The sequence below is a fragment of the uncultured Dubosiella sp. genome, from assembly GCF_964018005.1.
Taxonomy (GTDB): Bacteria; Bacillota_I; Bacilli_A; order Erysipelotrichales; family Erysipelotrichaceae; genus Dubosiella; species Dubosiella muris.
Genome location: NZ_CAXHOA010000025.1, coordinates 1 through 25,054, shown reverse-complemented (window position 1 = coordinate 25,054; position 25,054 = coordinate 1). Strand labels below are relative to the sequence as shown.

Sequence of the window (25,054 nt, the reverse complement as noted above, 5' to 3'; positions counted from 1 at the left end):
GACATACTATTACTACCATCATTTCCGGTACCCACACCGACTAAACACCGACCTTGGCCAAACTGCTGCCACGTACCGCCCAGGAACGTTCCCGGGTTCGTACCATTGACATTCAGATAGATCGAACCGACAGGCCACATGGAGTCGAGCTTCTTTTTGTCCGCCGCACTCATAAGGCCTGCCGCCGATTGCGTCGCTGCTGCGTAAGTTGTATTGGCATCGTCGCGCCATGCAGGGTTTCCGCTTCCATCGGTTTTCCAGACCTTATTGGCTTGTCCCGATCCCGAAGCGACGTATCCCTCGCTTGTAGAACTGTTTGCTTTCCAGGTGTTCGTATCCGTGAATACGGCGTTCGATGGGACAGCCTTCGAAACTGTAACGTCTTTCCATGCTCCCCATTTTCCGTTCGTTTTCGCACGCATTCTTTTTGGAATAGCGTAAGCATCAGTGCTCGCGGTGAATTTGAATATTTCTTGGATTACGTAATTCGTGTTATGCGTGGTCACACGACCAAACCACGATGTATTCGCGTCCGGAGCATTTGAAGCGTTATACGCCATATACAAACCATTCGTTACCGCTGCGTTCCAGTCCGCGATCGTGGTGCAACGATCGGCTAGTTTGAATGTTGTGCCGCTCAAAGCCAGCTGCGCACCAGCGCTATACGTCGTGTTCGGAGGCGTCGCCCATGTTCCATCGCCGCGCATGTACTGGCCTGTATTGCCACTAAGTTTTCTCAAAAGGCCATCGGCTGATGTCGATGCCAGACCATACGTTGTGTTCGTGTCAGTCCAAGGCACATTGACGTACATCTGCTCATTGCTAAGCTGCACGGGGTAGTTTTTACCGTTCGCCGCATAGCCAATCTTCACGCCGCCTCGAGCCGACGCAGATGCCAGCGGTAAAGAATAAGCGTTTGCTCCACTGGCGATTCCATCCAATTTCTTTTTGTCCGCCGCACTCATAAGGCCGGACGCCGATTGAGTTGCCGCGCCATATGTCGTGTTTGGAGGTGTCGCCCATGTTCCATCGCCGCGCATGTACTGCGATGTGCTACCGCTAAGCTGCTTCAAAAGCCCATTGGCGGAGGTTGTAGCGAGTCCGTATGTAGTATTTGCGGGTGTAGCCCATGTACCGTCGCCGCGAAGATAAAGCCCTTGCTGTCCTTTCGCTGGTGCCGGGACAAGGCCGGACGATCCATTCGCTTCGGCAGTCGCTTTACCGAATACTGAATAGGTTGTGTTGGTATCCGACCACGGGACGTTGACGTACATCTGCTCGTTGCTAAGCTGTACAGGATAGTTTTTACCATTTTGAGCGTAACCTATTTTTACGCCACCTCGAGCCGACGCAGATGCAACCGGAAGCGAGTAGGTTGTGTCCTGCGTCGTGATCGTCCCCGTCGTTCCATCGCCTTTTGTATACGTGATCGTGCGACCACTTACACTCAATCCTTTGATATACGTGGTGTTGATTTGCTGACCGGCCGAATCTTTCGCGGCCTTTGTCGCAGTATCAGCGTTCCCCTGTAGTGCGCCGATGAATTTAGGCGCTGTAAGATTTCCCGACAGTGTGCCGCCAGTCAAAGGCAAATAGCCGTCCATCGTGGCTTTCGTGGTTCCCATGACCTCCCACTTGCCGTCAATCCACATATACTCGTCATAAATGTTCGTTCCCGATGTGTTTGTGTTCGGGATCATATAGATGACGTTCGTTTCACCGGTGGCCGGAAGGGCGGTTACTTTCTGATACCTCAAATGCCCGGCGTTAGCGATCGCTGTTTGCACCTGCTGGGCGTTCTGGTATCCGTAGGATTCGATCTTAGCCTTTACCTGATCCGCCGTTTGATACCCTTTCGAGGTGACAATATCGTTGACCTGCGATGCGTTTTGATAGCCGTAAGATTCGATTTTCGTCTTTACCTGATCCGCATTTTGATAGTTCGCGTCATTGGTAAATGCCGAAACGTTTTTCGGAATCAGTGCCTGAACCTGCTCCGTGTTTAGGTATCCATAACCTTCGACAATCGTGCGCACTTGCTGCGCGGTCTGATAGCCGTAGGATTCGACAGTCTCCTGTACCTGCGCCAGCGTTTGATAACCATACGATACGATGATGTCGCGGACTTGGTCTTCGTTCTGATAGCCATACGAAAGAATCTTGCTTTCGACCTGCGCGGCGTTTTGATAGTTTGCATCATTCGCAAGCTGTGATACCTTCGTTGGAATCAAGGCTTGAACCTGCGCGGTATTCAGGTAACCAGCGTCGTTTTCAAGCTCTGACACCTTCGAAGGAATCGACGTCGACAAGGCATATTCGCTTAGATCAATGTTTACACTTCGATCGGGATAAATAGTCAGTGGAACGCCATTTTTTTTTACCGATAAGATCGGGACTTTCACGTCGACGATCCCGTTGGTCATTGGCAGTTTTTCGCCATTTTCCCGGATCTCCGTTGGCACGATCAAGTCGATTTCCTGATTTTTGTCCATTGCCACCGGCGCGCCATTCAGCTTGATTCCCTTCACGTACTTTGTCAAAAGCACGCGAAGGTCTTCCTGCTCGATGATGTCGCCTGTGATATTCCCCCATTTGATTTTCAAATCAGAATGATCGTTCACGTGGACAATATCGCGGCCGTCATACACATAGAATTGTCCGTCCGGCGTGATCCAGGCCGTATTCCGGTTCGGATTGCTGATTTCATTCACATCATTGACTGGAACGAGCCAGTATTCACACTCTTCAATCGGAATCTTTATTTGTGGTTTCGCGCAAATCGGAAGTGCTGCCATCGTCTTTCACCTCGCTTTCAGCTTTCAGAATGTCACTAAAGCAAGACGCGCATTCCGTGATCGTGACACCGAGGAACTTCGACATCGCTTTCACGAAAAGTTTGTTCGCCTGCTGGTATATATAGAAAAGGTTTTCGTCGTCCTCGCTGGCCTGCCACGACTCGAATGCCGTGTACATCGCCAGCCCAAGATGTTTGACAAGACACCAATATTCTTTGTTCCCAGCCGGGTACATTTCATACAAGGAAAGCATGGTTTCTCGCCGTAGCTGCGCATACTCGATCAAATCTTTTCGCAAGTCTTCGATGTCTTTCATGAAGTCCTGCACGTTGTCCTCGGGTACCATCCCGTTTTCAAGCTCGGAAACCTTTTTCTCGATCGTCGTTTTGACATGAAGTTCGCAACATCCGAGTTGTACGAATGTCCGAATCATTTCTTCGGCGATACCGTTTGACGCGTTTTCGTTTTTCATATTATGTCTCCTTGTATTTTTGTACCTTTTTCCAGTCTTCCAATTTTCTGTTCTTTCGCTCCTGCACGATCGCTTTGGATCGCAATTTCAAAAAGGAAATGGACGTCTGGTAGTCGTGCGGATGGGATGCGATATGATTGGCCATCCGATTTAGTTTTTCTTCGTATTTCATCCCGTTACCTCGCTACGTGGCTGTATTTCAAGTAGTTTACGAGCGTCACCTGAAAAGGCCCATCGGCCGTGATTACGACTTTCTTATAGCCGGCACTCAAGACTTTCTGGCGCTCCTCTTCGCTTAGCAGGCCGCACGCTTGCAAGACGTCATAGTTTGCTGTCCCGGCGTTCGGGTACGTGCCGTTTCCATTGATCCAGTGCCCGTCGTACTGCGCTTTGAAATACGGTGTCAAGTCGACGCCCTCGATCGTGACTTTCATATTGGCAGGATTCGACGGTACCAAGGTGATCCCGTCCTCGGTTGCCACGGGAATTGGCTGGACAATGAGTTTAAATTCGAAGCGTTCGTAATAGACTAAATCCTGCGATATAGAGATACCGACGACGGCTGGATTGGATTGATTGCCGTTTCGGGTAAATTCGTATCCGTAGAAATCGACGGTATGGTACCGGCGCTGTAAGGTGTCGCGCCGCTGCACTTTTCGTACGTTTGACACGTTGTACGATAGAATATCAATCGCTTTCTGTATCTGCACGTTCCTGTACCTCCCTGTCAATTCGCAAGAATTTTTCCAGCGTCAAAGTTCCGATCTCGACGCCGTTGCGATCCCAGCTCCGGCTGAGTTTAGTGATATACCACCAATCATCCAAAGCAATGAGCTTTTTCATGTAATTCGAACATGATCCGAGCTGATATTCGTCAAAGTCATAGTCGAGCCGGATTTTATCGCCGACATTCACATCAGCCGGAATCGCCGTCGTCGTCACTTCGACTTGATATACACGACGCGAATTGATTAGTTTTTTGACCGCCGTTTTATAGGCTACCTTGGCCGCCTCGATGCGATCCTCGTTTGTGATTGGCTTCGAACCATTATTTCCATTGACTGTATCGGAAACAACTTCTTTTTCATCCTTCCACAACTCTTTCTTAACTCGGAGATACCCGAGGATATTGCCCATCCCGATATTCGCCACGTTGCAATGCGGGTAAGGTTGATTCTGGCCCAAGAAAGACGATCCACCGACGTACATCGCGACGTGGGAGTACGGCGTATCGCCGCCTTTGCTCCATACAGCGAAGTCGCCGTATTGCTGATTTCCCGGCGTGATATAGTCGAAGTATGCGCCGTATCCTAAAACATCCCGGTTGTACCAGATCCATTCAGCATAGCCATCGCCGCCAATCGGACGCGTCGGGTTCGGATAACCGACCGTTTTCAAACACATCTTCCAAAGATCCACGCATTGCGCGCCAGCCACGCCATCAATATCAATCGACTTGCCGTTCCATTGATTGAAAAACTCATGGGGACTCCATACGCCGCTTAGCACGATCTCGGTGTCGACGGTACCGTTTTCCGACGTGTCATCTTCCAGCGAGAAAGGACTTAAATCTTCAAACGCAAACGTGTCTTCAATGTATATTCCTGATTCCATCGCCACAGATTCCGTGTCGATGACTGAATACTCTGTATCGTTGTTCGGTCCTAATTCCGGGAAATCCTGGTAGTTCTGATAGTCGCGTTCGTTGTTGATACCGGTGCGCAATATCACGACTGGAAACTTCGGATCCTGCAATTCCTCGTCTTCGAAAACCTCCCGCAGGCTCAATGCTGACATTCCGTTGTCCGACTTGTTGCCGTATACCGTCGCGATGTTGACAACGTTGGAAAAATCCTCGTTGATTTTCGGTTCTTCGATGATTTGTATGTTTTGCGGACCAGACCGCATGACAGACACTCTGTAAGGCTTGCTATCGCCAAACTTTCCGATTTCCACAACTTTGTCCGCCGAAATATTGATGCGCCACCACAAGTCCTCTGTATGCTCTACGGTCTGCGTCAGTGCTTCCAGTTTGTTTTGGCGAGAGTAGACATAATCGACGTTTTCCTCGCTTGCCGCCTGGTCAAATCGCATATCCCACTCTTTCCCATATCGGATGTCCTCGTCGTCGTACATGTCTTTGATGGTCGTGTCCTTGATCGCGTAGTTCGTAGGGACCTGCCGGTATTCCCACTCGTGAAAGATATGGACAAAAGACACGTCGATGGTCCCTTGTACTGTATCCGCTTCTACGGATTGCACGGCGCCGCGAAAGATCAAGCCATTTTCAAAGGTGATGCGAATTTCTTTCCGGCCGGACAAATACTGGATGTACGAGATCGGCAAGGTGATGGAAGCCTGCGGCATGTCCATTAATTCGATTTCAAAATCGACTGTATTCAGTATCTTCGTAAATCGTTTAATGACGCGCCCGGCGTCCAATACTTCGAAAAGCATCTACTCACCTACTTTCGACTGTCCCTTCCACTTCCCGCCTTTGCGAATCCGCGACGTTCCGGCGTTGTCTTTTCCGGCTTGATCGACGGCGTACTTTGGCACGTCTTTCCACTGACCACCGCTACGTTTTTTGAAAAACCCGGTTGCGCGATCACATGACAAGAAGCGCCCGTTTTTCCGTACGGCCCACGGTCTGAAATCTGGAATGATCTGCTGGATGGAGTAAATGTTTTGATGCGGGAAGGTCGCCTCTTCACCCATCAGCTCGATCTTTACGTGCGTCGTGTCCTTCGGAAGTTGGAAAAACTGCGTCCACTGTGAGGCGCGCGCCGTCACGTCCCATCCGGCTTTGTAGATCATCGACCACGTATCCGGGTGCGAAAAGATAAACTGGTTATAAATCTCATTCCAACTCGCTTGATCATTGTTTGACGTCGAAACGACCAAGCGGTACCGATAGTTTCCTCCGAATGGCACGTAGGCCTGATTCGGACGATATGCGCCAGCGTCGGTCACGGCATACGGTACAAGATCGAGTTGAAACGTAACGCCGTAATTGCCGTCATCGCTGAAATGGATCCCCCGGCCAAATCCGGCCGCGTGTGCTGTGTCCAGCGGCGCGCCATACGGGCCGGTCGAATTGGGACTGCCGCCCAAAACGACGTTATTGTATGGCCCAGTGTTGTTGTACGCGCCCCAGAAATCCGCCCAAGCCATTAAACGCCTCCGGCCAGATCATTTTCGGTAGCATTATTCGACGTACGGATGAACGAGTTTCCATCCGGCGTTCCGCCAAATACGTTGATGTTTCCGGCCGCAATGTGACGTCCAGCGACGAAGTTTCCGTTCATTGTCGTGCCATCTGGCTGCCATGCGCCGGACTCTTGAAGATTGACAAGAATCTTCATGAGCGCATCCTCAATATTTGATACTTTGGCGCTGATTTTGTTATCTTGACCGTCGACATAGCTTCTTAAGTTGTTGATGGTCGTCGTCAATGTATCGCAGCGCTGATTCAGCTTTTCAATTTCTTTCCACAGCGCGTCAAGGCCGCCATTTAACGCTTTCCATAAGGCTTCGATTTGATCCCATTGCCCACAGTCGGAGTGGATCAAAAGCTCGTACATAATTCCAGCGTTGTTTGTGATCGTGGCGTAGGCTTCCTGCCAATCGCACTGATTGTACATAGAGGCTTTCTCATTTTCGCCAAAGATCAAGCAGTCATTGGCGTTCTGCAAATCCTCGCAGTTTTTTCGCTTGTCGTTTTTGATGAATCCAGTATTGTTGTAAAATCCATTTGCGACGTCATCTGTCACGCCGTGGACTAGAAAGTCATGAGCGTACACTTTCAAGTCTTCGCAAGCGGCGCATGGATCTTTGTATTTCTCTGCCATATGACCTCCTAGCATGTCGGGATCGCCGACACGTTTTTATTGCTAAAGCGAACCTGCAAAATACAGTGGGTGTCGATGACCCAGTCTCCTACGAAATCCGCGAATGTGATCCAATCTGTCGACTGTCCGGGAGACAGGCTACCTTCCTGTGAGTAGTTGATCGTCTTGTCGATCACGTCGGTAAACGAGGCGTGCATATTGTTTTTCTGATACACGATCGAGCCGGAAGAGTTCGGGACGCGCAGGATCACGCTTGGTTCGCTGACGGTTCCATCATGAGATTTAAAGGTGTATACGCATTTCTCGATGTACACCGAGCTGATGCGCCACGTCGCCACTTTTCCGTCGCTAGGTACCATACAAAAATTGACTTTGCCCGTGATCGAGCCGCGGCCATATTCCTGCGTGCCTTCGGCAACCCAATCGACCCAGTCGTATTTCCAGTTTCCTTGTCGGTCGATGGAAAGGTTCAGTCCCTGCATAGTTTGTAAGATTTGCGGTCGGGCCTCGACGCTGATATTTTGGAGCGCCAAGGCATTGATTTGATCCTGTAGGCCGCACACGGCGCAAATCAAGGCATCATTCATCGTCGCAAGATTTTGGAGCATCTCCCCGGTGTATTCCTTCCACTCGCATTCCGAATAAGCGCCAATCTTTTCCAGATGGCCCCAATTCAAGCAGTCATTTATCAGATCAAGGTCTTTGCAGTTGTTCGACTTCCCGTTCAGACCCTTGTTTCTTTTCAAGGAGTCACATACGGCCGTCGTCACTCCGTTTTCGTAAAAGTCCGTGTTGTTTTCCATCAATTCACGGCACACGGTACAAATATCTTTGCTTGCCATATATCCTCCTATGGTTTGATTTCGTCGATGTCGATATAGATGCTGGCGTCGCCGCAGCATGAGTTTTCGACGATGATTCGATTCTCTCCGCAGTGGACACGGAAGTACTTTTTCTGATGGTAGATGATCTTATCCATGTCGATTGGCTCAAACTCGCAGCACAAATCCTCGGTATAATACGCGCTGCCGTCCGGCCGAATCTTGATCCATCCGTCGTAGTCGCCCTTGATTGTGATCGAAATGTCATTGATCGTGATTTTTGGGTCTTGGAAAGTCCCTTGCAAAACGACGTCCACGCCATCAGTATTTAGGATCGTATTGGAATATACCCGGCCGGCGATGACCGCCGAGTCGATGTAGTCTTTGCTGATCTTGGTCCCCCAGTCATTCTCGCCGAATATCTTCCGGCCGGCGCGGCAATCGTAGATGATTTTGTACGACTTCCCGCATTGGGCGAAATTATCCAATTCCTCCTGACTCATACCGCACAGCGAATTTTCCTCCACGGCGTCGCCGCAGTCGCAGAAACACGTCGTACACGTATTTTCAGGCCCAGACGAGCACGTGACACAGCACGACAAGCAATCGTCGACATCTCGGAAATCGTAGCATTCCACGACGTCGCAGGAGTCGTACGGGAGAAGAAAGGTTCGCCGCTTCTTCGCGATGTGCCAATATCCTTCCGGAAGAATGAAATCGACATCTTTCGATAGGAACCCGATGTACTTGTCGTATTCCTCGCCGCCCGATTTCAAATAGGCATACGCCCATAGCAAGACGCCGTCCTGGATCGCCCAGATTTTCCCCGGCTTAATAAGATTCAAATTCAAAAAATCATTGATAAAGCGCCGGTTGTCGCGCGGGAAAAGTCGATAGTCTATATTCAGCGACAAGGAAAGTTCCTGCTCCGTCAAAAATAGCTGATCTTCTTTCAGCGGTAGATAGCTTCCATGCCCGAAAGAGTATTCCTGCGTATCAATCTTCGTATCCCATTGCAGGGAGGCCGAGGTCAATTCCTCGGCGCTTGCAATGACGATGTCGTTGTATTGGAGATATTGCCTTACTGGGTTGTTTTCTCTACATTTCATCGCATACCTCTCAAGAATCTATTCGCGCGAATCTGCTGCGACCGACGACTATGCGATTCATTGATTTCCACTTTTCGGTTGTCGTTCGTCGTATAGTTGTTCGTGATGTACTGGTTATTTGTGATCGAGTGCGATTCACCGAATCTCGCCTGCATCGCATGATAAGCGCCTTTCAAATCCATCTGATTGATGCGATCCAAAATACGCAGGCCAGTATGATCCACTGCGCGCTTCTTGATGACAAATTCACCCGGTGTCAGCATGGCCGGGACCGTATCGGTACCCGATGGCCGCCAATCAATGACGCCGCCTTTGGCCTTATGCTCTTTGACTTTAACTGTATAGCCAGCCGATCCATCTTTGTTTGGCCCTTGCGCTGCTGCTTCACCCGGTGCGTTCGGTACATTGATATTGGCCGCTGCTGTATTGAAGGCAGAAGCAAATGCGCCACCAAGAGATGATCCAGCAGCCGAAATGGATGAAGAAGCCCCTTCCAGACCGCTTGCGACTTTCGCCGCCACATTACCGCCTGTGTTAGAAACTGCCTCGCGGAATCCTGTATCAAGCGCCTTTCCCCAGTTGGATCCAATAGTTCTGAATCGCGCCGATTCGGAATTCAGCCTTTGAATAATGGTGTTGACGTAATCCAGCATTTTTCCTTTCAGGTCGACTCCTTCGAATCCTTCCCAAAGCGCCAATCCCCAGTTTTTACCGGTTTCCGTGAATTGATCGCTCATGCCCTGCATCGTTGTCAGCATCTGATTGAGCTGATCAAGGACGGATTGCACGTTGGAGATCGCCGTTTTCGCATCACCAGCGTTTAGCGACGCGACATCCTGTAAGAAAAGGTTTACCTGATTGATAAGTCCGCCATCTCCCGTCCCGAGTGTCTCCCAGTTGATCGAGGTATTCGACACAGTCTGAAGCGAATCAAACATTGTTTTCAATGCGCTCATCGCATCTTCCGCGATATTGATCTTCTCAATCACACCGTTATCGAGTTTGAATGAATCGCCTTTATCGCCGTTCAAGGCTTCGAAGAAGCCATTCATTCCCTTCACGACGGTTTTTAGGTTTTCGACGTCGACTGTCTTGCCGTTGAGCTTAGCAATCTCGTCAACCATCGCCACAAAATTTGTGATTCCGGTTTTAACGGATGTGAAATTCTTCGATTGCTTGTTGAACGTGTTGATCTTGCTTTCCAGATCGTAATCCGTGAAAGTCTCAAAGAAATTAACGACTTTCGACATCAGCACGTCGCCGTCAATCGTGTTATAGCTTTCAGACGCTTTGGAGAAGTCGTTGATTGCTGTCGAAATCTCTGAGAAGGTTTTTATACCCTCCAAAACATTCGTCACGTCTTCGTTCTTCGGGAAAGCCTTGAAATCGTAGGCGATGTAATCCGCGTTTATTTTTCCAAGCAACGTTCCGAGTTTTTCGACTTTGTTATAGGTCAACTGCCCATCAAAGTCTTTCATCGACTCGTTGAATTTGTTCATCGGTTCGACGACTTGCGACAGGGCCTGGAACGTTTTGAGCATATTTTCGGCGTCTTCGGCTTTGAAATTTGCTTTTCCATCCGGGAATGTCACATCTTTGAATGCATCCGCGACGATGCTAAGACGAGTGACGGCGTTGCTAATCTTCGCCGAGTCGAAATCCAGATCGACGTCATTCAGCTTCTTACACTCCGTCGCCATTTTCGAAAGATTTTGAAGCGTATTGGCTAAGTTCTCCGCTGTCTGCGGCGTGATCTGCAACGTTGGCATCGAAATTCCTTTGATTTCGTTCATCATATCTTTGACGCCTTTTACTTTGTTTACTACGTTATCTGCCGAGAAATTGATTGTTTGGATTTTATCGAAAGACTGCATAATCTTTACGAGTGAATCCGTTGAGTTTCTCAAATCTGCATAATACGAAGCGTCAAATGCTGATCCCATTCCACGTCCAATGATTTCCCAGAAATCACTTCCGATCGCATCCAAACATGCTTTTACGGCTTCCGTCTTTTCGATAAAAGCAGCAGAATCAATGGTTTCGTATTGATTGATCTTATCGAGATTATGAGCGATCGCCGAAAAACCTTCCGTGAAAAGCACAATTTCTCCGATGATTCCATCAAGTGCCAATCCACCTATTAAGATGGCGGCCGTAACAGCCGTAAAATGACCCAAAGCTCCGGCTACCGCAGAGAAAGAACCGATGACAATCGCCATGTACCCTAATTTTTCAGGAAGTCCCTCAAGATTGTCTGGTACTTTTGCGTCAATTTGCTTCATCGCTTCGGCAATTATAATTAGATCACCAGCCACGAGAGCGAGAGAAGCCGCACCTTTTTTGATTTTTCCATCCACGACATTCATGCTCGAAATCGCACCGACTACGCCTGTAAATGCCGTAAATCCTGTCATAATTCCCGCAAGCCCCATGAGTTTGATCGTCAGACTTTCCCATCCTTTTTGATCTTCCGGCATCGCCGCATCAACACGTTTCATTGCTTCCGCGAAAACGATAATGTCGCCCGCAACACCAGCCAACAAAAGAAGGTTTGATGCCTTATTCAAGAATCCCCCGACGTCGAAGTTTCCGAGCGAGTTTTTCAATCGGTCCAGTCCACTTACGGCATTTGAAATGCTTGTGATAGACTGTCCAGCGTTCCCAATATCTTTCGCGTTGCCGCCGCCGTTTCCGAAAAGCGACCCCAGCAGCCCCATAAGACCATCTTTTCCGAACCCCTTCTTGTATTTATTCGCCTTGTCCACAAAACTAAAGATTCCTGACAGTCCCCGGCCGAAAAATTGCAGGCCGTACGATGTTGCAAAGTATCCGGCCAACAAGCGTCCGTATCCTTTGGATGTGTCGCCGCCGCCAACGAATGTCGCAAATCCTTTTGTCACTTCGTAAAGGCCCTTGAACGCCGGGATCACAACGCTTGTGATGCCGCCTGCCACATCCATTAGTCCTGTGCCAAAAGATTTAACGTCAAGCTCGCTCAATTCATTTTTGAACCACTCTATCTTCTCTCCGATAAAATCTAGCCCATCGGCGACTTTATCTTTGTTTTCTTTCACCCACGTTCCGATGCTGATGATTTTTTCTTTTCCGAAATCACCAATATTGGAAAGGATTTCAGGAATGGTCCCGTATCCGAGCGATGAAAGCGCCTCGTTGATGTCCCCGATCGCTGACTGCCAACCCGCCGCCATACGCGCTCTAGCAACATCCATACCTGCGTTAATCGAAAGCAAAGCATTTCCTTTGGCGATGCTTTTCATTGATTCTGCACCATTAACTCCTTCTTCGTTAACTTTGATTAATGCATCTAAAAATTGTTTGGCTGATATTTCACCTTCGCCCAATGCTGATTTGAATTTTCCTAATTCTTCACCGCTATATCCAAACATTCCGGCAACCATCTTTAAAGCAGGTGTCATATTATTATCCAGAAGTGAATTATAAGTTTGGGCGTCAATCAATCCCTTACCTAGCGACTGTGACACCTGATTGATTGCTCTTTTTGATTTTTCGGCATCGCCTCCAAAAGCCAGGATTGAGTTATTCAGGGCATCATACGCTCTTACGGCATACGGCAAGTCATTCGTGACGGCTGAAATCTTCGTGACCTCGCCGATCGCCTGGTCCAATGTCGTAGGCAAGCCAAGAATATTGTCTTGCAGGGTTGCCAAGCTCTTGTCTACCGTGTTCCCTTCGAATCCGAGAGCTTTCAGCGTTCGAGTACCTGCATTGATCGTATCAAAGCGATTGATACCGGCCGAAAATGAATCGCTCACCATGTTCATTGCATTGCTCGTCAATCGGTACATCGAGCCGTAGGCGACACCCTGCGTCAGGAAGGTTGCAAATTTTCCGATCGGATTGTTACCGTTATTTCCAAGGAAAGTGCGCATTCCTTTACCAAAAGACGACAAATCTTTGCCAAGGCTACCCATCGCCGTTTTAAGATTTGCAATCTGCGATTTGACCTTGTCGTAGTCCTGGATCTTGGCGTGTAGCAAGATTTTCTCATTGTTCAAATCCTTCGCTTCTTTTTCGAGCAGGTTCAGTTCGTTTTTCGCCTTCTCGCCGCCTTCGATCTTGGCTTCCAAGTCCACTGTCTTGTTGTCAATTTTTTCCGCTTTCTTATCAATCGCATCCAAGTCTTTTTTAGCTTTCTCACCATCACGAATCTTCACTTCGATTTCCGCCTTTTGCGCGTTCAGCTTCTTCATTTCGGCGTCGATTTCTTTGATCCGGCTTTGCAGGGTTTTGACGTCTTTGATTTGCAGATTGATTTCGTTTTTCTTATTCGAAAGCTTTTCGATCTCGATGCCGATGCTTCGGATTTTGTTTCGTGCTTCCTCGATGTCATCGTCGCCAGAGATCGTTCCTTCATCGAGGGCGTCTCTGATTTGTGTTCTAGCCTCTTTCAAAGCCTGGATCTGCTTCTCGATGTTCAATTTATTCGCATTCAGGTCGTCGACGATCTTCATTTCCGTCTGGATGCGGATTTTCTCGTTTTGTAGTGCTTGGATTTTGCTTTTAATTAAGTCAAGATTGGCCGACAGCAAACGCATATCCGGCATATCGGCTTCAATCTTGATTTTTTGCCGATTCAATTCGTCCCGCTCTTTTTTTAGTTTTTGCAGCTGCGCTTGAAGCTGTGGGAGTTTATCAACTTCGGCACTCAATTTGATTTTGTTTTTTTCGAGGTCTTTTAAAATACGATCCAGCTCTTTTGCTCGCTTTTTCGCGTCTTCATCGTTTAGTTTCACCTCTACTGCAATTTCATTGATCATTGATTTGCTCCTTCGATATAAATTTCACAGCATACATTTCAGGGACTTTTTGTTTTTTCTTCGCCCCTTGATTTAAAGATTTGATTTCTTGATGGATCCGATATGATTCCTGATTCATGTACACTCCATACGTGATGACGAGTTGCGGGACGCTCCATTTATCAAAAATCTCGTTTGGGTCGATCTTTAGCGTTTTGGCGACGTAGTGCACCATCGCCGGATAGACGCCGAGTTTGGCATCATACGTAGGCTTCTTCTCCGGCCCTTCCTTCGAATCCATCAAACTCCAAAAACGGCGTCAGTCTCGTTGAAAAATTCAGGATATTTCTGGATCGTAGCCGCCAGAATTCCCAAAACGGAGAACGCCGTCAAATTCGGCAGCATGTCGTCTGGGATATTCAGCAGTACGCCGACGAAGTTGTACAGCGCAATTTGCGCGGAATCACTCAAATTCGCATACAAAACGAGGGCATCTTTGAGATATTGGTTATAAATTATATTCGCTTTAGCGATACTTTCTGTATCTTTTTGAGGAAACTTTGTTGTATATCCTGTTTCCGTCTTGATAAACTCAACGCCTGCTTCCTCACTGATCTTCTTTACCTCTTCTTCGTGTTTCAGCACGAGTTCACGTTCCTGCTCGAAGTATCCGAAGAAGTCGATGATCTGGGCCATCAAGATTGCGTCGTTGCGTGGCGTGATAGAAATATCGCCATATTTGACGGACACCATGACGAAGTTTCCCGTGACTTCGGCATCTTCTGGGATTTCACCAAATTTCTCGATCCATTTGTTTTTGTAGAATCGAAATTTTGCGACGAAATCGAGCTTTTTGAGCGGATAGGATCCCGATGAATCCCCGACTACACTTACTCCATCGACGTCGCCCGCATAAATCGCGTATGGCGTCTGATCGTCTTCGGCCGCTTCGATTTTTTTGCCAAGATCCTGCAGTTGTTCTGGTGTGAATACCTTATTCATACATTCTCCTTCTTTAATTAAAGGGGAGTGCTAAAGCACAGTCTCCCCTTGTTTGTTATATTTTTTCATCCGGTAGTAGTTACCGTCTTTGTCTGGTTGTGGTGCGCCGCTGAACGTAAATTCCGTATCTGTCGCCGAAATGCTTCTTGGGAAAGACGTAATCAAGAAGTTGCGGAACTCGTACGCCGTCGTCCATCCGTCCGAATCTTCGTGTTCGTACTCGAGCTTAACCCGCTTCGTGTTGATCGTTTCTTTCGAGAAGGTATATTCGATCACACGCTGGTTCGCTGGGTACCCAAGCACGATGTCTTGTCCAATCAATTCCTTGTTGAAATAGATCTTTGTGCCGATGATCTTCACATCTGGATTTCGTTTCGAGTTGATGACTTGGAACTGCCGTTCATCCAAATCGACGAGGTTCGGCCCGTAAATTCGCGACATCACCGAATCCGTTACATTGCACATTCCCTTCACCGATGCATATACGCCGCCGCATTCATCCACGTAGAAGTTGCTCAAGTGGATCACGCCGTAGTCCTCGTTATCCGGATCGGCTTCGACTGTTTTCACAGTCGTGACAAAAGTCGACGAATCCGCTTCCCCCGTTTCCTCAACGGCCGGGTTCAATGCATTTACGTTTGGCGTCCATCGCGATGCCGTGATCTCACGCGACAAATCCACCGAGTTTGGATCAATCAGCGCCGCGCCGCACGACTCTTCCAAAGGCTCGAAAGTGTCGTCGCCGGAAATTCCGGAAACGCAGGACAAGATAACAACCTCTCCGGCCTCAAGATCTTTGAGATCGTCGAAGAAGGAAATCGAGCTGATTCCGACCTGCATCGAATCCTCTTCGGTGTTCGTCGTGGAAATAGCAATCTTTGCGACAACACCATTCGTGGTTGCCGTCCATCCTTCCCCAATCGTTTTTTCCGGCATGTGAGCCAGGTCGATCGTAATCGGGAAATATCCAGTGCGCTCGGCGTGTACAGTCTGCGTGTATTGATCCGCGTTTTTCTGTACCGTGTCGGCTGCGTCCGAAATCGTCGTATTGATGGTGTATGTTCCTTCTTTTCCGATGAAGATATAGAAGAAAAGCACACCGGCAAGATATTCGGTCGCGTCGCTATAGCACGTGAATTTCGCGCCGGCCTCGTGCGTGTATGTCTGCGTTTCGCCTTCTGTCACGGTGTCTGCCGTATCATCGGTTGTGATAAACAGCGTTCCTGTGTTTTTACATCCAGTCGACTCGCAGATGTTGATCAAGTCTTCTGGGATCGCTGTGGAGCGATAAATCGGCAAAGTACCGACTTCATCGAAGTATCGCCGCGTCGTGATCTTGGCGCACGCGTCAATGTCTTTCATGACTGTCAGGACGACATTGGTTTTCTCGGGTTCGATTTTATTTTGTTTGATAAAATCAATTACATTTTTATTTTTACATTTGCTCATATCTATGCTCCTTGATTGCGCCGGATGATACGTTCAGCGCGGGCTTGCGCCTTCGCGTCGTCTTTCCCGTTGATTGCCCGCAGTTTGCGAGCAATGAACGCTTCTTTATCGTTTGCACTTACTTTTTCGACTTTTTTTCTTGCCATAAGGCCTCCTATTTTAATTTCTTGATCGCCCGGCCGATGAAATCATTCGCCTTCGTGCCTGGATGACGGACTTTTTTTGCGTAGGCATATCCGCCGCCACTCATGAATTTCAAAGCCTTCCCTTTCGCCTCGATCGTGTGCGGCTTTGTGCCTTTTGCGACGTAAGGCGAATAGTCGGTACCCGTCATTGATTTCAGCTTGTCGCCGTCGACGCCAACGAGATACCGTTTATCGCTTTTCTTTTCTTTCGTGATCGACTTTTTCAGCGCCCCTTTTTTATCGGCAAGACGCGGATCTTTCGACTTCAATTCCGGCGCTTCTTCGCGGATCGTTTCTTCGACCTGGTTCACAATTTCTTCAAATTGTTTCCCGACGATCTCATTTATTTGATATTCAAGCGACCTCAAAACAATGTTTTTCCTGGCCGCCATCCATATATGTCAATCCCAAAAGGAAGTTTCCTTCGTTCTGGGAAACATCGTACACATGGTCGACAACAAACGTTTTCATACCATTCGGCGTGAAAATACGGTCGACGTACATATATCTGGAAGAAGTGACCTGTCGATGCCCACATCTTGAGCATCCGCCACGGGAAACCGTTTTTCTTCTTCCCAAAAATTTAACTCTCACACTACCACTCCTAAGAAGCCGTGCTTCTTTCCGCAAAGGCTCATGAGTCCAAGCTGATTGATGTACACCGTCGTGACAGCCTGCTGGATCCACGAATGGATCAACTGCTGATTTTCATCGTCTGGAATCTCTTGTTCCTCCGACCCGCTTTCACACTCTGTACAGCGATCGCAGTCGCACGAATTGAGTTCCACGATGTAATTCATCAGGTCGCAAAAGATCGGCAGAATACAATCGGGAATCCGGTCGTAGCCAGCGATATAGCGCACGATGACGCGATGCATCTTCGTACAATCGCACTGGCCGCCAACTAATCCAAGATACTTTGACAAGTTGATATACAGCTCGTTTTCGTACACGTCGAAAGAGTAGTCGTCCGGTTCAACGAGTACCTCGCAAAAATGCACGCCGTCGCGCAACTGGATCGTTACCTCGATTGTCGGCTCGAAAACATGGGTGTAATAAAACGGAATCACGGTCATGCCATGATCGCATCCGCAATCCTTCACATACGACGGCGAGAACACTTCCTCTCTTTCGCTCGAGAGGAAGGTTTCACACGTCTTTCGTTTCCAGCACGTCATGGCTGAAACGTAGTCTACGAGCTGTGAGAGATACTTTTCGACCTCACACTCGTTAATCTCACCCGTGCAGGAGCAATAGCCTTGGATTTGGTCGTAAAGTTCCTGATACAGCATCTAGGCCTCGACTTCGGTCGGCGGTACCAACGTGGTCGGGATGACCAATCCATCCAGTCCGTCAAGCACAGATCCAATGCAGTTTGCGCCAATCGGAACGTCTGTGATAACTGCCAGTTTGTTTGGATCGCTGCACCATACGGTACCAGCGTTGTAGTAGTATTTGCATCCGCCAGCACATCCGTCGGCTGGTTTATCGTTATGCGCAAATGTTTCACGGATATACTTCAAGCCCGGAGCCAACGATGTAAGCAGCCAAAGTCCGAGAACTTTCCCCGAAAGCATCCAAACTTCGCCGGTGCCTGCCGTTTCATCCAGCGAAACGTCCTTGTCGGCGTAGAAACCGTGACCGTGGAAGAAAATGTTCTCACCACTTCGCGACCATCCTTCCGGCAGTTTGCCGTCTTTTCCTGGTACTACTTCGCGTTTGATAGCTTCAATCGTTAGCGGGTGCGCCCAGAAAACGAAGTCATCGTTATCCTGAACAACCATTCGACACCACAGCGAATCAAAGGCTGGAATAATCTGTGCACCGGATATCTTCAATACCGATTTGTCTTCAAGGACTTGTACAAGTCCGTGAAAAGGCTTCAAAGTCGGTGTTTGTGTATCTTCGGTACCAAGAATCACGTTATGCGCTGTAAAGAAAGCCATCGAAATGCGATTCATTCGTTCCTGCGCCTGCGCTACTGTTTCCCCTTCACGCTGGAAGTAGTTCGTCAAATCGTTTGATCCAAATTTACGAAGATCCTTCATAAATCCATCCAAAAGCTGCTCGCAATACTTCAAGCACAGCAAATAAATTGGTACCGTTCCACCCGAGGCATCGAGTTCAAAAGGAACCCAGCAGCATTCACCAGTTGTATCCGTCGGCGGGGTGGTCCATACGTTGTACGGGTATTTCAATTTCCATTTTCCGTTCTCGTCCTTGTCCAGCAAATCACGGCTGAATCGCGCTTTTTGCTCTTTCGACGCTTGCGTATTGAGCAACCAGTTTACAAGCGGAAACTCCGTTTGCAGCTTATTTACCAATCTATTATTGGAAAAGTCGCTTGGCTCAACAACGCTTCCGACGGCTGCCAGTTGCTGGAATTGAATGCCGTCGGCCGCGATCTGATCCAAAACGTTTGTTTGTACATTCAACATATTTTGTCCTCCTTAGACGCCCCAGATGGGATCCGGTTGCGCATCCGTTTTTTCCTGCACACCTTTCGATGCCATCGTTCCCATGCTATCGAGGAAAAGTCTGATCGCTTCTTCCGTTGTCGGATTTTCGTTCAGTTTTTCTTTCGGCTTATCATCTGCTTTTTCTTCCGGTTTATCGTCAGGTTTTGCAGAGAGTTCTTCGACCTTGGATTCAAGCGCCGTGATCTTTTCGAGCGCCTGTGTATAGTCTTGGGCCAGTTTTTCGTACTTTTCGAAAATCTCGTCAAGCATTGCTTGCGCTTCGGCGCTCAACTCTTCCGTTTTTTCTTCTTGTTTTTCTTCTTCTTTGGGTTTCGCTTCCGCCAATTTCGTATCGACTTCGCCCATTTTGTTTTTAAAATCTTCGAGTTTCATAGTTTCTCCTTCGCTTAGTCTGATGCCGCCGCTTGCCGCATTGCCGGGATTACCGACGACAGCAAATCCGTCCATGCCGATGTGATCCACGATCGGCGTGTTCAATTTCATGGACAATTCCCAGTTGTATTTGCATTTCAGGTCGGCGCTGACCGCCAAATCAATGTCCTGTGACAGGATGTCCTTGACAATATTCATGTCTTTGTTCAAATGCAGGTCAACGTCAAGGTGCGTCCGTCCATCTTCGCTCGTCTCCAAGTGGAGATCGTCTTTTGTCCAATATCCAAGACTCAAAGGCATCGCGAACAGATCGGCGTGCGCCAGAGAGATATACCCGACATATTTGCTATCCAGCTTGTCGTAAAACTCCTGGATCGCACCTTTGGTGATATAGAAGCGGATGCTCCCGTCGCTGCGCATGATCGCGCCCTCGTCCAATAGCCGTACCCGCTGATCTGTGTAGTTTTCGTTTTCATCCGGAGACTGTGATAAAGTCAAAATCGAGTCGATCTCTTTTTTTGACTTCTTCCTCTTATCCTGGTCCTTGCCAAAAAGACTAAAGATCGTCGGTTTAGGCATCTTCGACCACCTCGCAAGTCTTGAAAGATAGTGTTTTAATTTTGCCGCCGCACGACGGGCAAAAGATTTTTTCGTATTCGATTCCTTCATCTTTTAACGCCTGTTCAAATTCGGGCCGGAACGGAACCTTGGTCGTATGACCGAGGATGTCTTTCATCGCCTCGTCCGACAAAAAGTCGTACAATTTTCCCGGCTGAATACGGATCCAGCGATATTTCGAGCGTTCCATGCCGTTGATTTTCACGATTTCCCGGATCCCGATCGTCTGGGAAGTTGTGATGACGGGAACGAGCCGGAAAGACTTGGCGGCTGCTTTTTTCTTAGGCCGTCCCATTCTCTTCTGTTCCCTTGTCTTCCTGATCATTCTTTTGATCGTCGCCACCTGGTTTTGGCGTCAAATCTTCGACAGTGCCTTTGGATTTCAAATACTCTTGGCGTTCCGCCTCGGTCTTGAACGTTTTAGTGTCATAGATCGGGTTCGGGTCTGGCGAGCAGTCTTTGATCGGCTCCGGCACGACGGCGTCGACTTCGGTTGCTGTAATAGCCGAACGGTCCACGCTTACAACGTTTTTGAAAAGGATGGACTGTACGGTAAAGCTCTTTCCGTCGGTTGTCGGCGTGGAAATGTCGAATCCGGCCGGAATATCATTGCCGCGCTTGTAGTTTTGCCACATGACCCAGAAATTTTCGGCGGTTTTTCCGGTCAATGTGATCGGATTCCCGGCCTGCATGTTGATGGTGACTTCGTAAGATCGTTTAATCATGATTTTTCTCCTTAAAATTTCAGTTGAATCTGATTCGTTCCGGTTTTCTTCTGATAACGGTCGATAGCTAAAGCCGCTTTCATTGCCGATTCCAAATCCAATTCGTCTGTAAAGTCTTTGACAAATTCGTCGTCCGAGATCGTCCTTGATCCTTTGCACGTCACGCCGCCGTTGGTATGTTTACCGATAACCCAGCAGGTGAGGTGTTTACAGTAGACGTTCCCGGTGTTTTGCTCTTTGATGGCGCGATAGTCGTTCACGACCTCGTACATCGTTTCTTTGACTTTCCCTTCCTCGTCCAAGACTTCGACTTTATGGACTCGGTTAGAAAACCACGTGTTCGGATTCATTGCGACGACATCGGCACGAATGCGCCGGATTCCCATGCCATTCGGTCGAAAATCGCGGCCGCCCATGTCAAATTCCCGTCCGTTCAGTTTCTGCTCGGCCAAGGCTTGCTGATTGACAAGGTTCGCGTCGTAAAAGGTATAGACTCCTTTTCCGTTGATCGTGGCGAAAGGCTTGGGTTTTTCCGCCGAGATAATTTCTTGAATAATATTCATTGTTTCCTCCTATATGAATTGCTCCATTGATTTACAAATCATCGGAATCAACGCTTGCATTGCGCTAAGTTCCGTTGGATCGAGTTGTTCCATTCCGTTCGTAACGCCGCCGACTACCTGGTTGAGCGTCAACGCCATCTTGTAAGCCTGCGCCGATTTGTCGAGGAATTGCTTCAATTCGTACTTATCGAAGTAGATTTTCGGTAGTCCAAGTTTTTTCGATAGCATCGGGCTTAGCTGCGTTGCGAATGCTTCCCGCATCGGCACGATCGTGTTCGTCATGGCGTTGTCGATGATTTTCTCCATCGAAACGTTTCCCGACACATCGCCGAGTCCAATGAGTTCCGGCACGATCCCGAAGCATTGCGCGATGATGGAACCTTCCTTCATCGTCAGGTAATCCAAAAATTCAGTCGCTTTGGTGACACGCGGCAGATGGTCCATTTTTTCAAACATCGACGAGATCGCGATGATGTTGTCGGAGCTGGATCCTTTGATTTGTTCCAACAGCTCTTCGACCTCTCGCTTTGCTTTGTCTTTTCGCGTTTGGATGGCCTCGGATGACTGGTTCAATATCTCTCCGGCGCCCATTTCAACCTCGCCGCTCATAAATTGATCTTTCGTCCAAAAGATCAATCGACCTGGTCCGTCGTAGCGTATGTCGTAGTTTAATCGTTCATAGACCTGCTCGATCAAATACAAGCGCTGCCGGTCTTTTAGCAGCCGCGACATGCCGTTTTCCTTGGTCGTGTCATTTCGAAGGTTCGTAAGGTCATCCGTTAAGATAACGAAAAGACTTCCGTCTTTGCTGACAAGGCGGCCGTTTTGCAAAAACTCCTGCTCGTCGAATTTCACCGGGTCAGGGCCGACTGAAACCGGTTGATCCGGTTTTGTCGACGCTACATAGAACACGACCCGGTCAAACCCAAGGTACTTTTGATCCGGCGCAATGACGGAGGTATATTGCTTGTAAGGCATGCAAATCAGCCCGTCTTCCTTCGACAGCCAGCGCAATCCGCATTTTCCCCAGATCATCGCCTCACGTATTCCTTCTCGCAAAGCGGAATAGTTCGTAACGCCTTTGATGTTGTGCGAGAAAAGGAACGGTTTGAGCACCGTTTCATCCAAATTTTCGTCGCCCGTCGTCAGGCCGTTGGAGAAAATGAAGTTTAGCAACTGATCGAGTACATAAGGGAGTGTTGGCAAATTGTTCAAGTATAACTCGATCAAGTCATCATCCGACATTCCTCTGGCTCGAGGAAGAAAAGGACTTCCACATCCGCTGCATTCGATCATATCGTTCAAAAAGCTGTAATCCGTCACGCCTGGGGCGAGCTGGATCGGCTTTGCGATCGCCTGATTGGGCTGGTATTGCGAGGCCAGCTTGTATTTTTGGTATTTTTTCTTTCGTCTTTTCGACATGTGGCCTCCTTTTTACGAATAGATGCCGTATGCATCCGTCAATGTATCTGCAATGGCGCTGTGGATCCCCAAAAGCACTGAATCAAGGTCATCCGGAGAGTGCCCGATGATCGCCTTGACCTGGTCTTTCGATATGATCCCGGTTTTTCCGTTGGATCTGGAAATCGTTGTCACAGCTTCCATTTCTTCTTTGATTTTTTCTTTTACTTGTGAAGTGCATGTGACTTTCCCCTTTTGCAAAAGATCCTGAAAGTCAAGATGCATTTCAGCGCGCATGTTATCGCCATACTTGGCGCTGTAATGTCGTTTTTTCACGCGTTCTTTGTTCGTTCCGGCGCCGAAATTGACGCCTTCGACGCGATAGGTTCCGTTTCCGGCGAGATTTTCAGCGATGTAAGCACCGAATCCGATGTCGACACTGATGTATCGCGGCCGAATCTTGCGGATCACGTCTTTGATCTGGGCCAAGACGTATTTTGACGTTTGGCCAAGGATCCATTTTTGACCTTTGTTGATGTTTTCGACCGCCAAAATCCGAATCGTTCCTTCTTTTGTAAGGGCTACGACACTCAATTTGATCGTGTCCTTGCCCCGGTACGCCGCATCAATGCCGAAATAGTACTTATTCCCGCGCTGAATCGGCGAATCATCGACCGGAATTTCCGGAAACATCGAATTGTCGTTTTCAGATGCCAGCTCGCATAGCAAATATCGCTGGCACGTTGAGTTGTTAGCGAAAAAGTCGGAATTTTCGACCTGTTCGATGCTGCGAATGCGCCCTTCCTCGAACGCTGTCCTTACATCCATCCAGATAATCAATGTGCGAGCTGGGACAACGTCAGAAACGAGCTTGTCGTAAAAAGCGCCTTTCTGGTGAGGGTTCGAAATCTGAAACATGATCTCGGATTTTCCATCAACTGAACTAAATTCACGGCGCCCCATCTCGGCGTAGTTGTCTTCCGGAATCAATCCGGCCTCGTCAACGATGTAGGTACCGCCTCGGCCAACTGCTTTGTTATAGAGTTTGGCATTGTTGTTGCTGATCGAAGCGCCGAGGGAAACCTTGTCGATAAATCCGCCGCCACGCATCGCGATCTTCTCTTTCGATGTAGCGGTTTGCAGCTTTTCGAGTTTTCCGACATCGCCGACCAGCTTGTTTTTGACGCTTGGATGAACCGTCTGCAAATGGTTGATGACCTTTCCCATGATGATGTCCGACGCCGCGTCATTCCCGCCGGCCACGTGTACTTCTTTGCCTTTATCAGCAAGCCATATCGCGATCTGACCGCAAAGCCATGACTTTCCGTATTGCGACGAAGTAACGACGATGAACGTGTCATAATCGCCGCTCGCTACAGCGCCGAAAAGTACGGCCTGCGTGAAGAAAAGGTCTGTTCCAAAGTAGACTTTCGCCTCGGACTGCCCGATTTTGGCAAACCTAACCGCTTCGGTCATGGAAATAGAAATTCGCTTGTAGTGCTCCGGAACGTAGCCCATCACCCATTTTTTGAGTTTTTCTTTCGGCGCCGCTTTGTTCAAAAGCGCTATTACACGTTCCTGCGGACTCATGAAGCTCCATCTTCCTTTTCCTTATATTCAGCGTCGATGGCACCAAATTGATTGTCTAGAAGTTCCTTATAAGCTTCCTTTTGCTGTTCCGGAGAAATCGTAACGCTTACACTTGCGTTGTCGTCCCCGATGCCATCCATCTTGTTCAGCTCTTTTAAAGCGGCGATCCTTTCTTTCATGCCGCACCTCACACCCGGATTTCGTTGCAATACGACGTCACTTAGCCATATTTTCCGGTCCGCTACCGAGATCACCGCATTTTTTGTAGCAAACTCGATTTCCCGTACGATCTGGTCGATCATTTCCGGGTATTGCTTTAGCCACTTGCTCGCAGTGACTTTTGCCGTATTGTATGAGGCAGTGGGTACAACCTCCATATAAGCCTTCGCACCGTTATGGCCGTTTTGGTAATATTCAAGAAAAAATGCGCGAACGAGTTCTCTCTTCAATATTTTTTTACTTCCCATTTTTCGCCTCCTATGCCCATGTTATCACATATTTTCTGTGCTGGGTATTTATATTGCAGACAAATATTAATTTTTGTCTTTTATATATGAACGTTTTTGTGTGGTGTGGTGAAAACGAGTTTCGATTTTTTTGCTTTTGGGAGATTTTTTTTGAAAAACCGGGGTGGTCTGGGGTAAAAAATGGGAGTTTAGCGGATTTGGGTGTTAGTGGCCCGCCCCGCGTGAAAAGCTGTTGCGTTTTTGAAAACGAGCGTGGGAATGCTTTTTATAAACAATTAAATTATTTAGATGTAAATGATGTCAGAATATATATTTCTATATCAATAAAAAAAGAAACAATCAAATAAATTGTTTCTTATTAAATAATAGTTGAAAT

Annotated in this window: 24 protein-coding genes and 1 pseudogene; all 25 read right to left on the bottom strand. The window is 48.2% G+C overall.

All coding sequences use genetic code 11. From position 1 onward, the window contains the following. Positions 1–2,795 (bottom strand): annotated as a pseudogene (locus ABNS49_RS12605) (hypothetical protein); the annotation flags it as partial. Next, on the bottom strand, positions 2,746–3,267 hold the full coding sequence (locus ABNS49_RS12600; protein WP_348688240.1) for a hypothetical protein: 522 nt from the start codon (positions 3,265–3,267) through the stop codon (positions 2,746–2,748). The gene ABNS49_RS12600 and the pseudogene ABNS49_RS12605, both read right to left, overlap by 50 nt. 1 nt (position 3,268) lies before the next feature. Beyond that, positions 3,269–3,439 carry a hypothetical protein gene (locus ABNS49_RS12595; RefSeq protein WP_289642003.1) on the bottom strand — a complete coding sequence of 57 codons (171 nt, stop codon included), beginning with the start codon at positions 3,437–3,439 and terminating at the stop codon, positions 3,269–3,271. Positions 3,440–3,443: 4 nt separating this feature from the next. Next, positions 3,444–3,977: a hypothetical protein gene (locus ABNS49_RS12590; protein WP_288341719.1), complete on the bottom strand. Its 534-nt coding sequence runs from the start codon at positions 3,975–3,977 to the stop codon at positions 3,444–3,446. Then, the gene (locus ABNS49_RS12585; RefSeq protein WP_348688239.1) at positions 3,955–5,724 is read right to left on the bottom strand and encodes a hypothetical protein; all 1,770 of its coding nucleotides are present in this window, start codon (positions 5,722–5,724) and stop codon (positions 3,955–3,957) included. The genes ABNS49_RS12590 and ABNS49_RS12585 overlap by 23 nt, the downstream gene beginning before the upstream one ends. Beyond that, a complete protein-coding gene (locus ABNS49_RS12580; protein WP_348688238.1) occupies positions 5,725–6,441 on the bottom strand; it encodes a hypothetical protein in 717 nt (238 codons plus the stop codon). Further along, positions 6,441–7,118: a hypothetical protein gene (locus tag ABNS49_RS12575; RefSeq protein ID WP_288341713.1), complete on the bottom strand. Its 678-nt coding sequence runs from the start codon at positions 7,116–7,118 to the stop codon at positions 6,441–6,443. Before ABNS49_RS12575 ends, ABNS49_RS12580 begins: the two co-directional genes overlap by 1 nt. Before the next feature lie 8 nt (positions 7,119–7,126). Continuing rightward, on the bottom strand, positions 7,127–7,960 hold the full coding sequence (locus tag ABNS49_RS12570) for a hypothetical protein (protein WP_288341712.1): 834 nt from the start codon (positions 7,958–7,960) through the stop codon (positions 7,127–7,129). A gap of 8 nt (positions 7,961–7,968) precedes the next feature. Next, on the bottom strand, positions 7,969–9,048 hold the full coding sequence (locus tag ABNS49_RS12565) for a hypothetical protein (RefSeq protein WP_348688237.1): 1,080 nt from the start codon (positions 9,046–9,048) through the stop codon (positions 7,969–7,971). After that, positions 9,045–13,847, bottom strand: coding sequence for a tape measure protein (locus ABNS49_RS12560; RefSeq protein WP_348688236.1), 4,803 nt, complete (start codon positions 13,845–13,847; stop codon positions 9,045–9,047). Before ABNS49_RS12560 ends, ABNS49_RS12565 begins: the two co-directional genes overlap by 4 nt. Next, positions 13,837–14,127, bottom strand: coding sequence for a hypothetical protein (locus ABNS49_RS12555; protein WP_288341707.1), 291 nt, complete (start codon positions 14,125–14,127; stop codon positions 13,837–13,839). The genes ABNS49_RS12560 and ABNS49_RS12555 overlap by 11 nt, the downstream gene beginning before the upstream one ends. Then, entirely contained in the window at positions 14,127–14,828 is a 702-nt protein-coding gene (locus ABNS49_RS12550; protein WP_288341705.1) for a hypothetical protein, read from the bottom strand. Before ABNS49_RS12550 ends, ABNS49_RS12555 begins: the two co-directional genes overlap by 1 nt. A 30-nt stretch (positions 14,829–14,858) precedes the next feature. Further along, complete coding sequence (locus ABNS49_RS12545) at positions 14,859–16,277, bottom strand: hypothetical protein (protein ID WP_348688235.1); 1,419 nt, start codon at positions 16,275–16,277, stop codon at positions 14,859–14,861. A gap of 2 nt (positions 16,278–16,279) precedes the next feature. Continuing rightward, positions 16,280–16,423 (bottom strand): hypothetical protein, encoded by a 144-nt coding sequence (locus ABNS49_RS12540; protein WP_288341701.1) that lies wholly within the window; start codon positions 16,421–16,423, stop codon positions 16,280–16,282. An 8-nt stretch (positions 16,424–16,431) separates the two neighbouring features. Next, positions 16,432–16,773, bottom strand: coding sequence for a hypothetical protein (locus ABNS49_RS12535; RefSeq protein ID WP_288341699.1), 342 nt, complete (start codon positions 16,771–16,773; stop codon positions 16,432–16,434). Between the two features lie 43 nt (positions 16,774–16,816). After that, entirely contained in the window at positions 16,817–17,056 is a 240-nt protein-coding gene (locus ABNS49_RS12530) for a hypothetical protein (protein WP_305084673.1), read from the bottom strand. Beyond that, a complete protein-coding gene (locus tag ABNS49_RS12525; RefSeq protein WP_348688234.1) occupies positions 17,053–17,754 on the bottom strand; it encodes a hypothetical protein in 702 nt (233 codons plus the stop codon). Before ABNS49_RS12525 ends, ABNS49_RS12530 begins: the two co-directional genes overlap by 4 nt. Next, positions 17,755–18,900, bottom strand: coding sequence for a hypothetical protein (locus tag ABNS49_RS12520; RefSeq protein ID WP_288341696.1), 1,146 nt, complete (start codon positions 18,898–18,900; stop codon positions 17,755–17,757). A 12-nt stretch (positions 18,901–18,912) separates the two neighbouring features. Beyond that, positions 18,913–19,893, bottom strand: a complete 981-nt coding sequence (locus ABNS49_RS12515; protein WP_348688233.1) for a hypothetical protein — start codon at positions 19,891–19,893, stop codon at positions 18,913–18,915. Then, the gene (locus ABNS49_RS12510) at positions 19,886–20,227 is read right to left on the bottom strand and encodes a hypothetical protein (RefSeq protein ID WP_288341692.1); all 342 of its coding nucleotides are present in this window, start codon (positions 20,225–20,227) and stop codon (positions 19,886–19,888) included. The genes ABNS49_RS12515 and ABNS49_RS12510 overlap by 8 nt, the downstream gene beginning before the upstream one ends. Beyond that, entirely contained in the window at positions 20,214–20,657 is a 444-nt protein-coding gene (locus ABNS49_RS12505) for a hypothetical protein (protein ID WP_348688232.1), read from the bottom strand. The genes ABNS49_RS12510 and ABNS49_RS12505 overlap by 14 nt, the downstream gene beginning before the upstream one ends. An 11-nt stretch (positions 20,658–20,668) precedes the next feature. Next, positions 20,669–21,220: a hypothetical protein gene (locus ABNS49_RS12500; protein WP_348688231.1), complete on the bottom strand. Its 552-nt coding sequence runs from the start codon at positions 21,218–21,220 to the stop codon at positions 20,669–20,671. Between the two features lie 9 nt (positions 21,221–21,229). Further along, entirely contained in the window at positions 21,230–22,642 is a 1,413-nt protein-coding gene (locus ABNS49_RS12495; protein ID WP_348688230.1) for a hypothetical protein, read from the bottom strand. 12 nt (positions 22,643–22,654) lie between these two features. Further along, positions 22,655–24,211, bottom strand: a complete 1,557-nt coding sequence (locus tag ABNS49_RS12490) for a hypothetical protein (RefSeq protein ID WP_348688229.1) — start codon at positions 24,209–24,211, stop codon at positions 22,655–22,657. Beyond that, positions 24,208–24,678, bottom strand: a complete 471-nt coding sequence (locus ABNS49_RS12485; RefSeq protein WP_348688228.1) for a hypothetical protein — start codon at positions 24,676–24,678, stop codon at positions 24,208–24,210. The genes ABNS49_RS12490 and ABNS49_RS12485 overlap by 4 nt, the downstream gene beginning before the upstream one ends. Between the last annotated feature and the right edge of the window lie 376 nt (positions 24,679–25,054).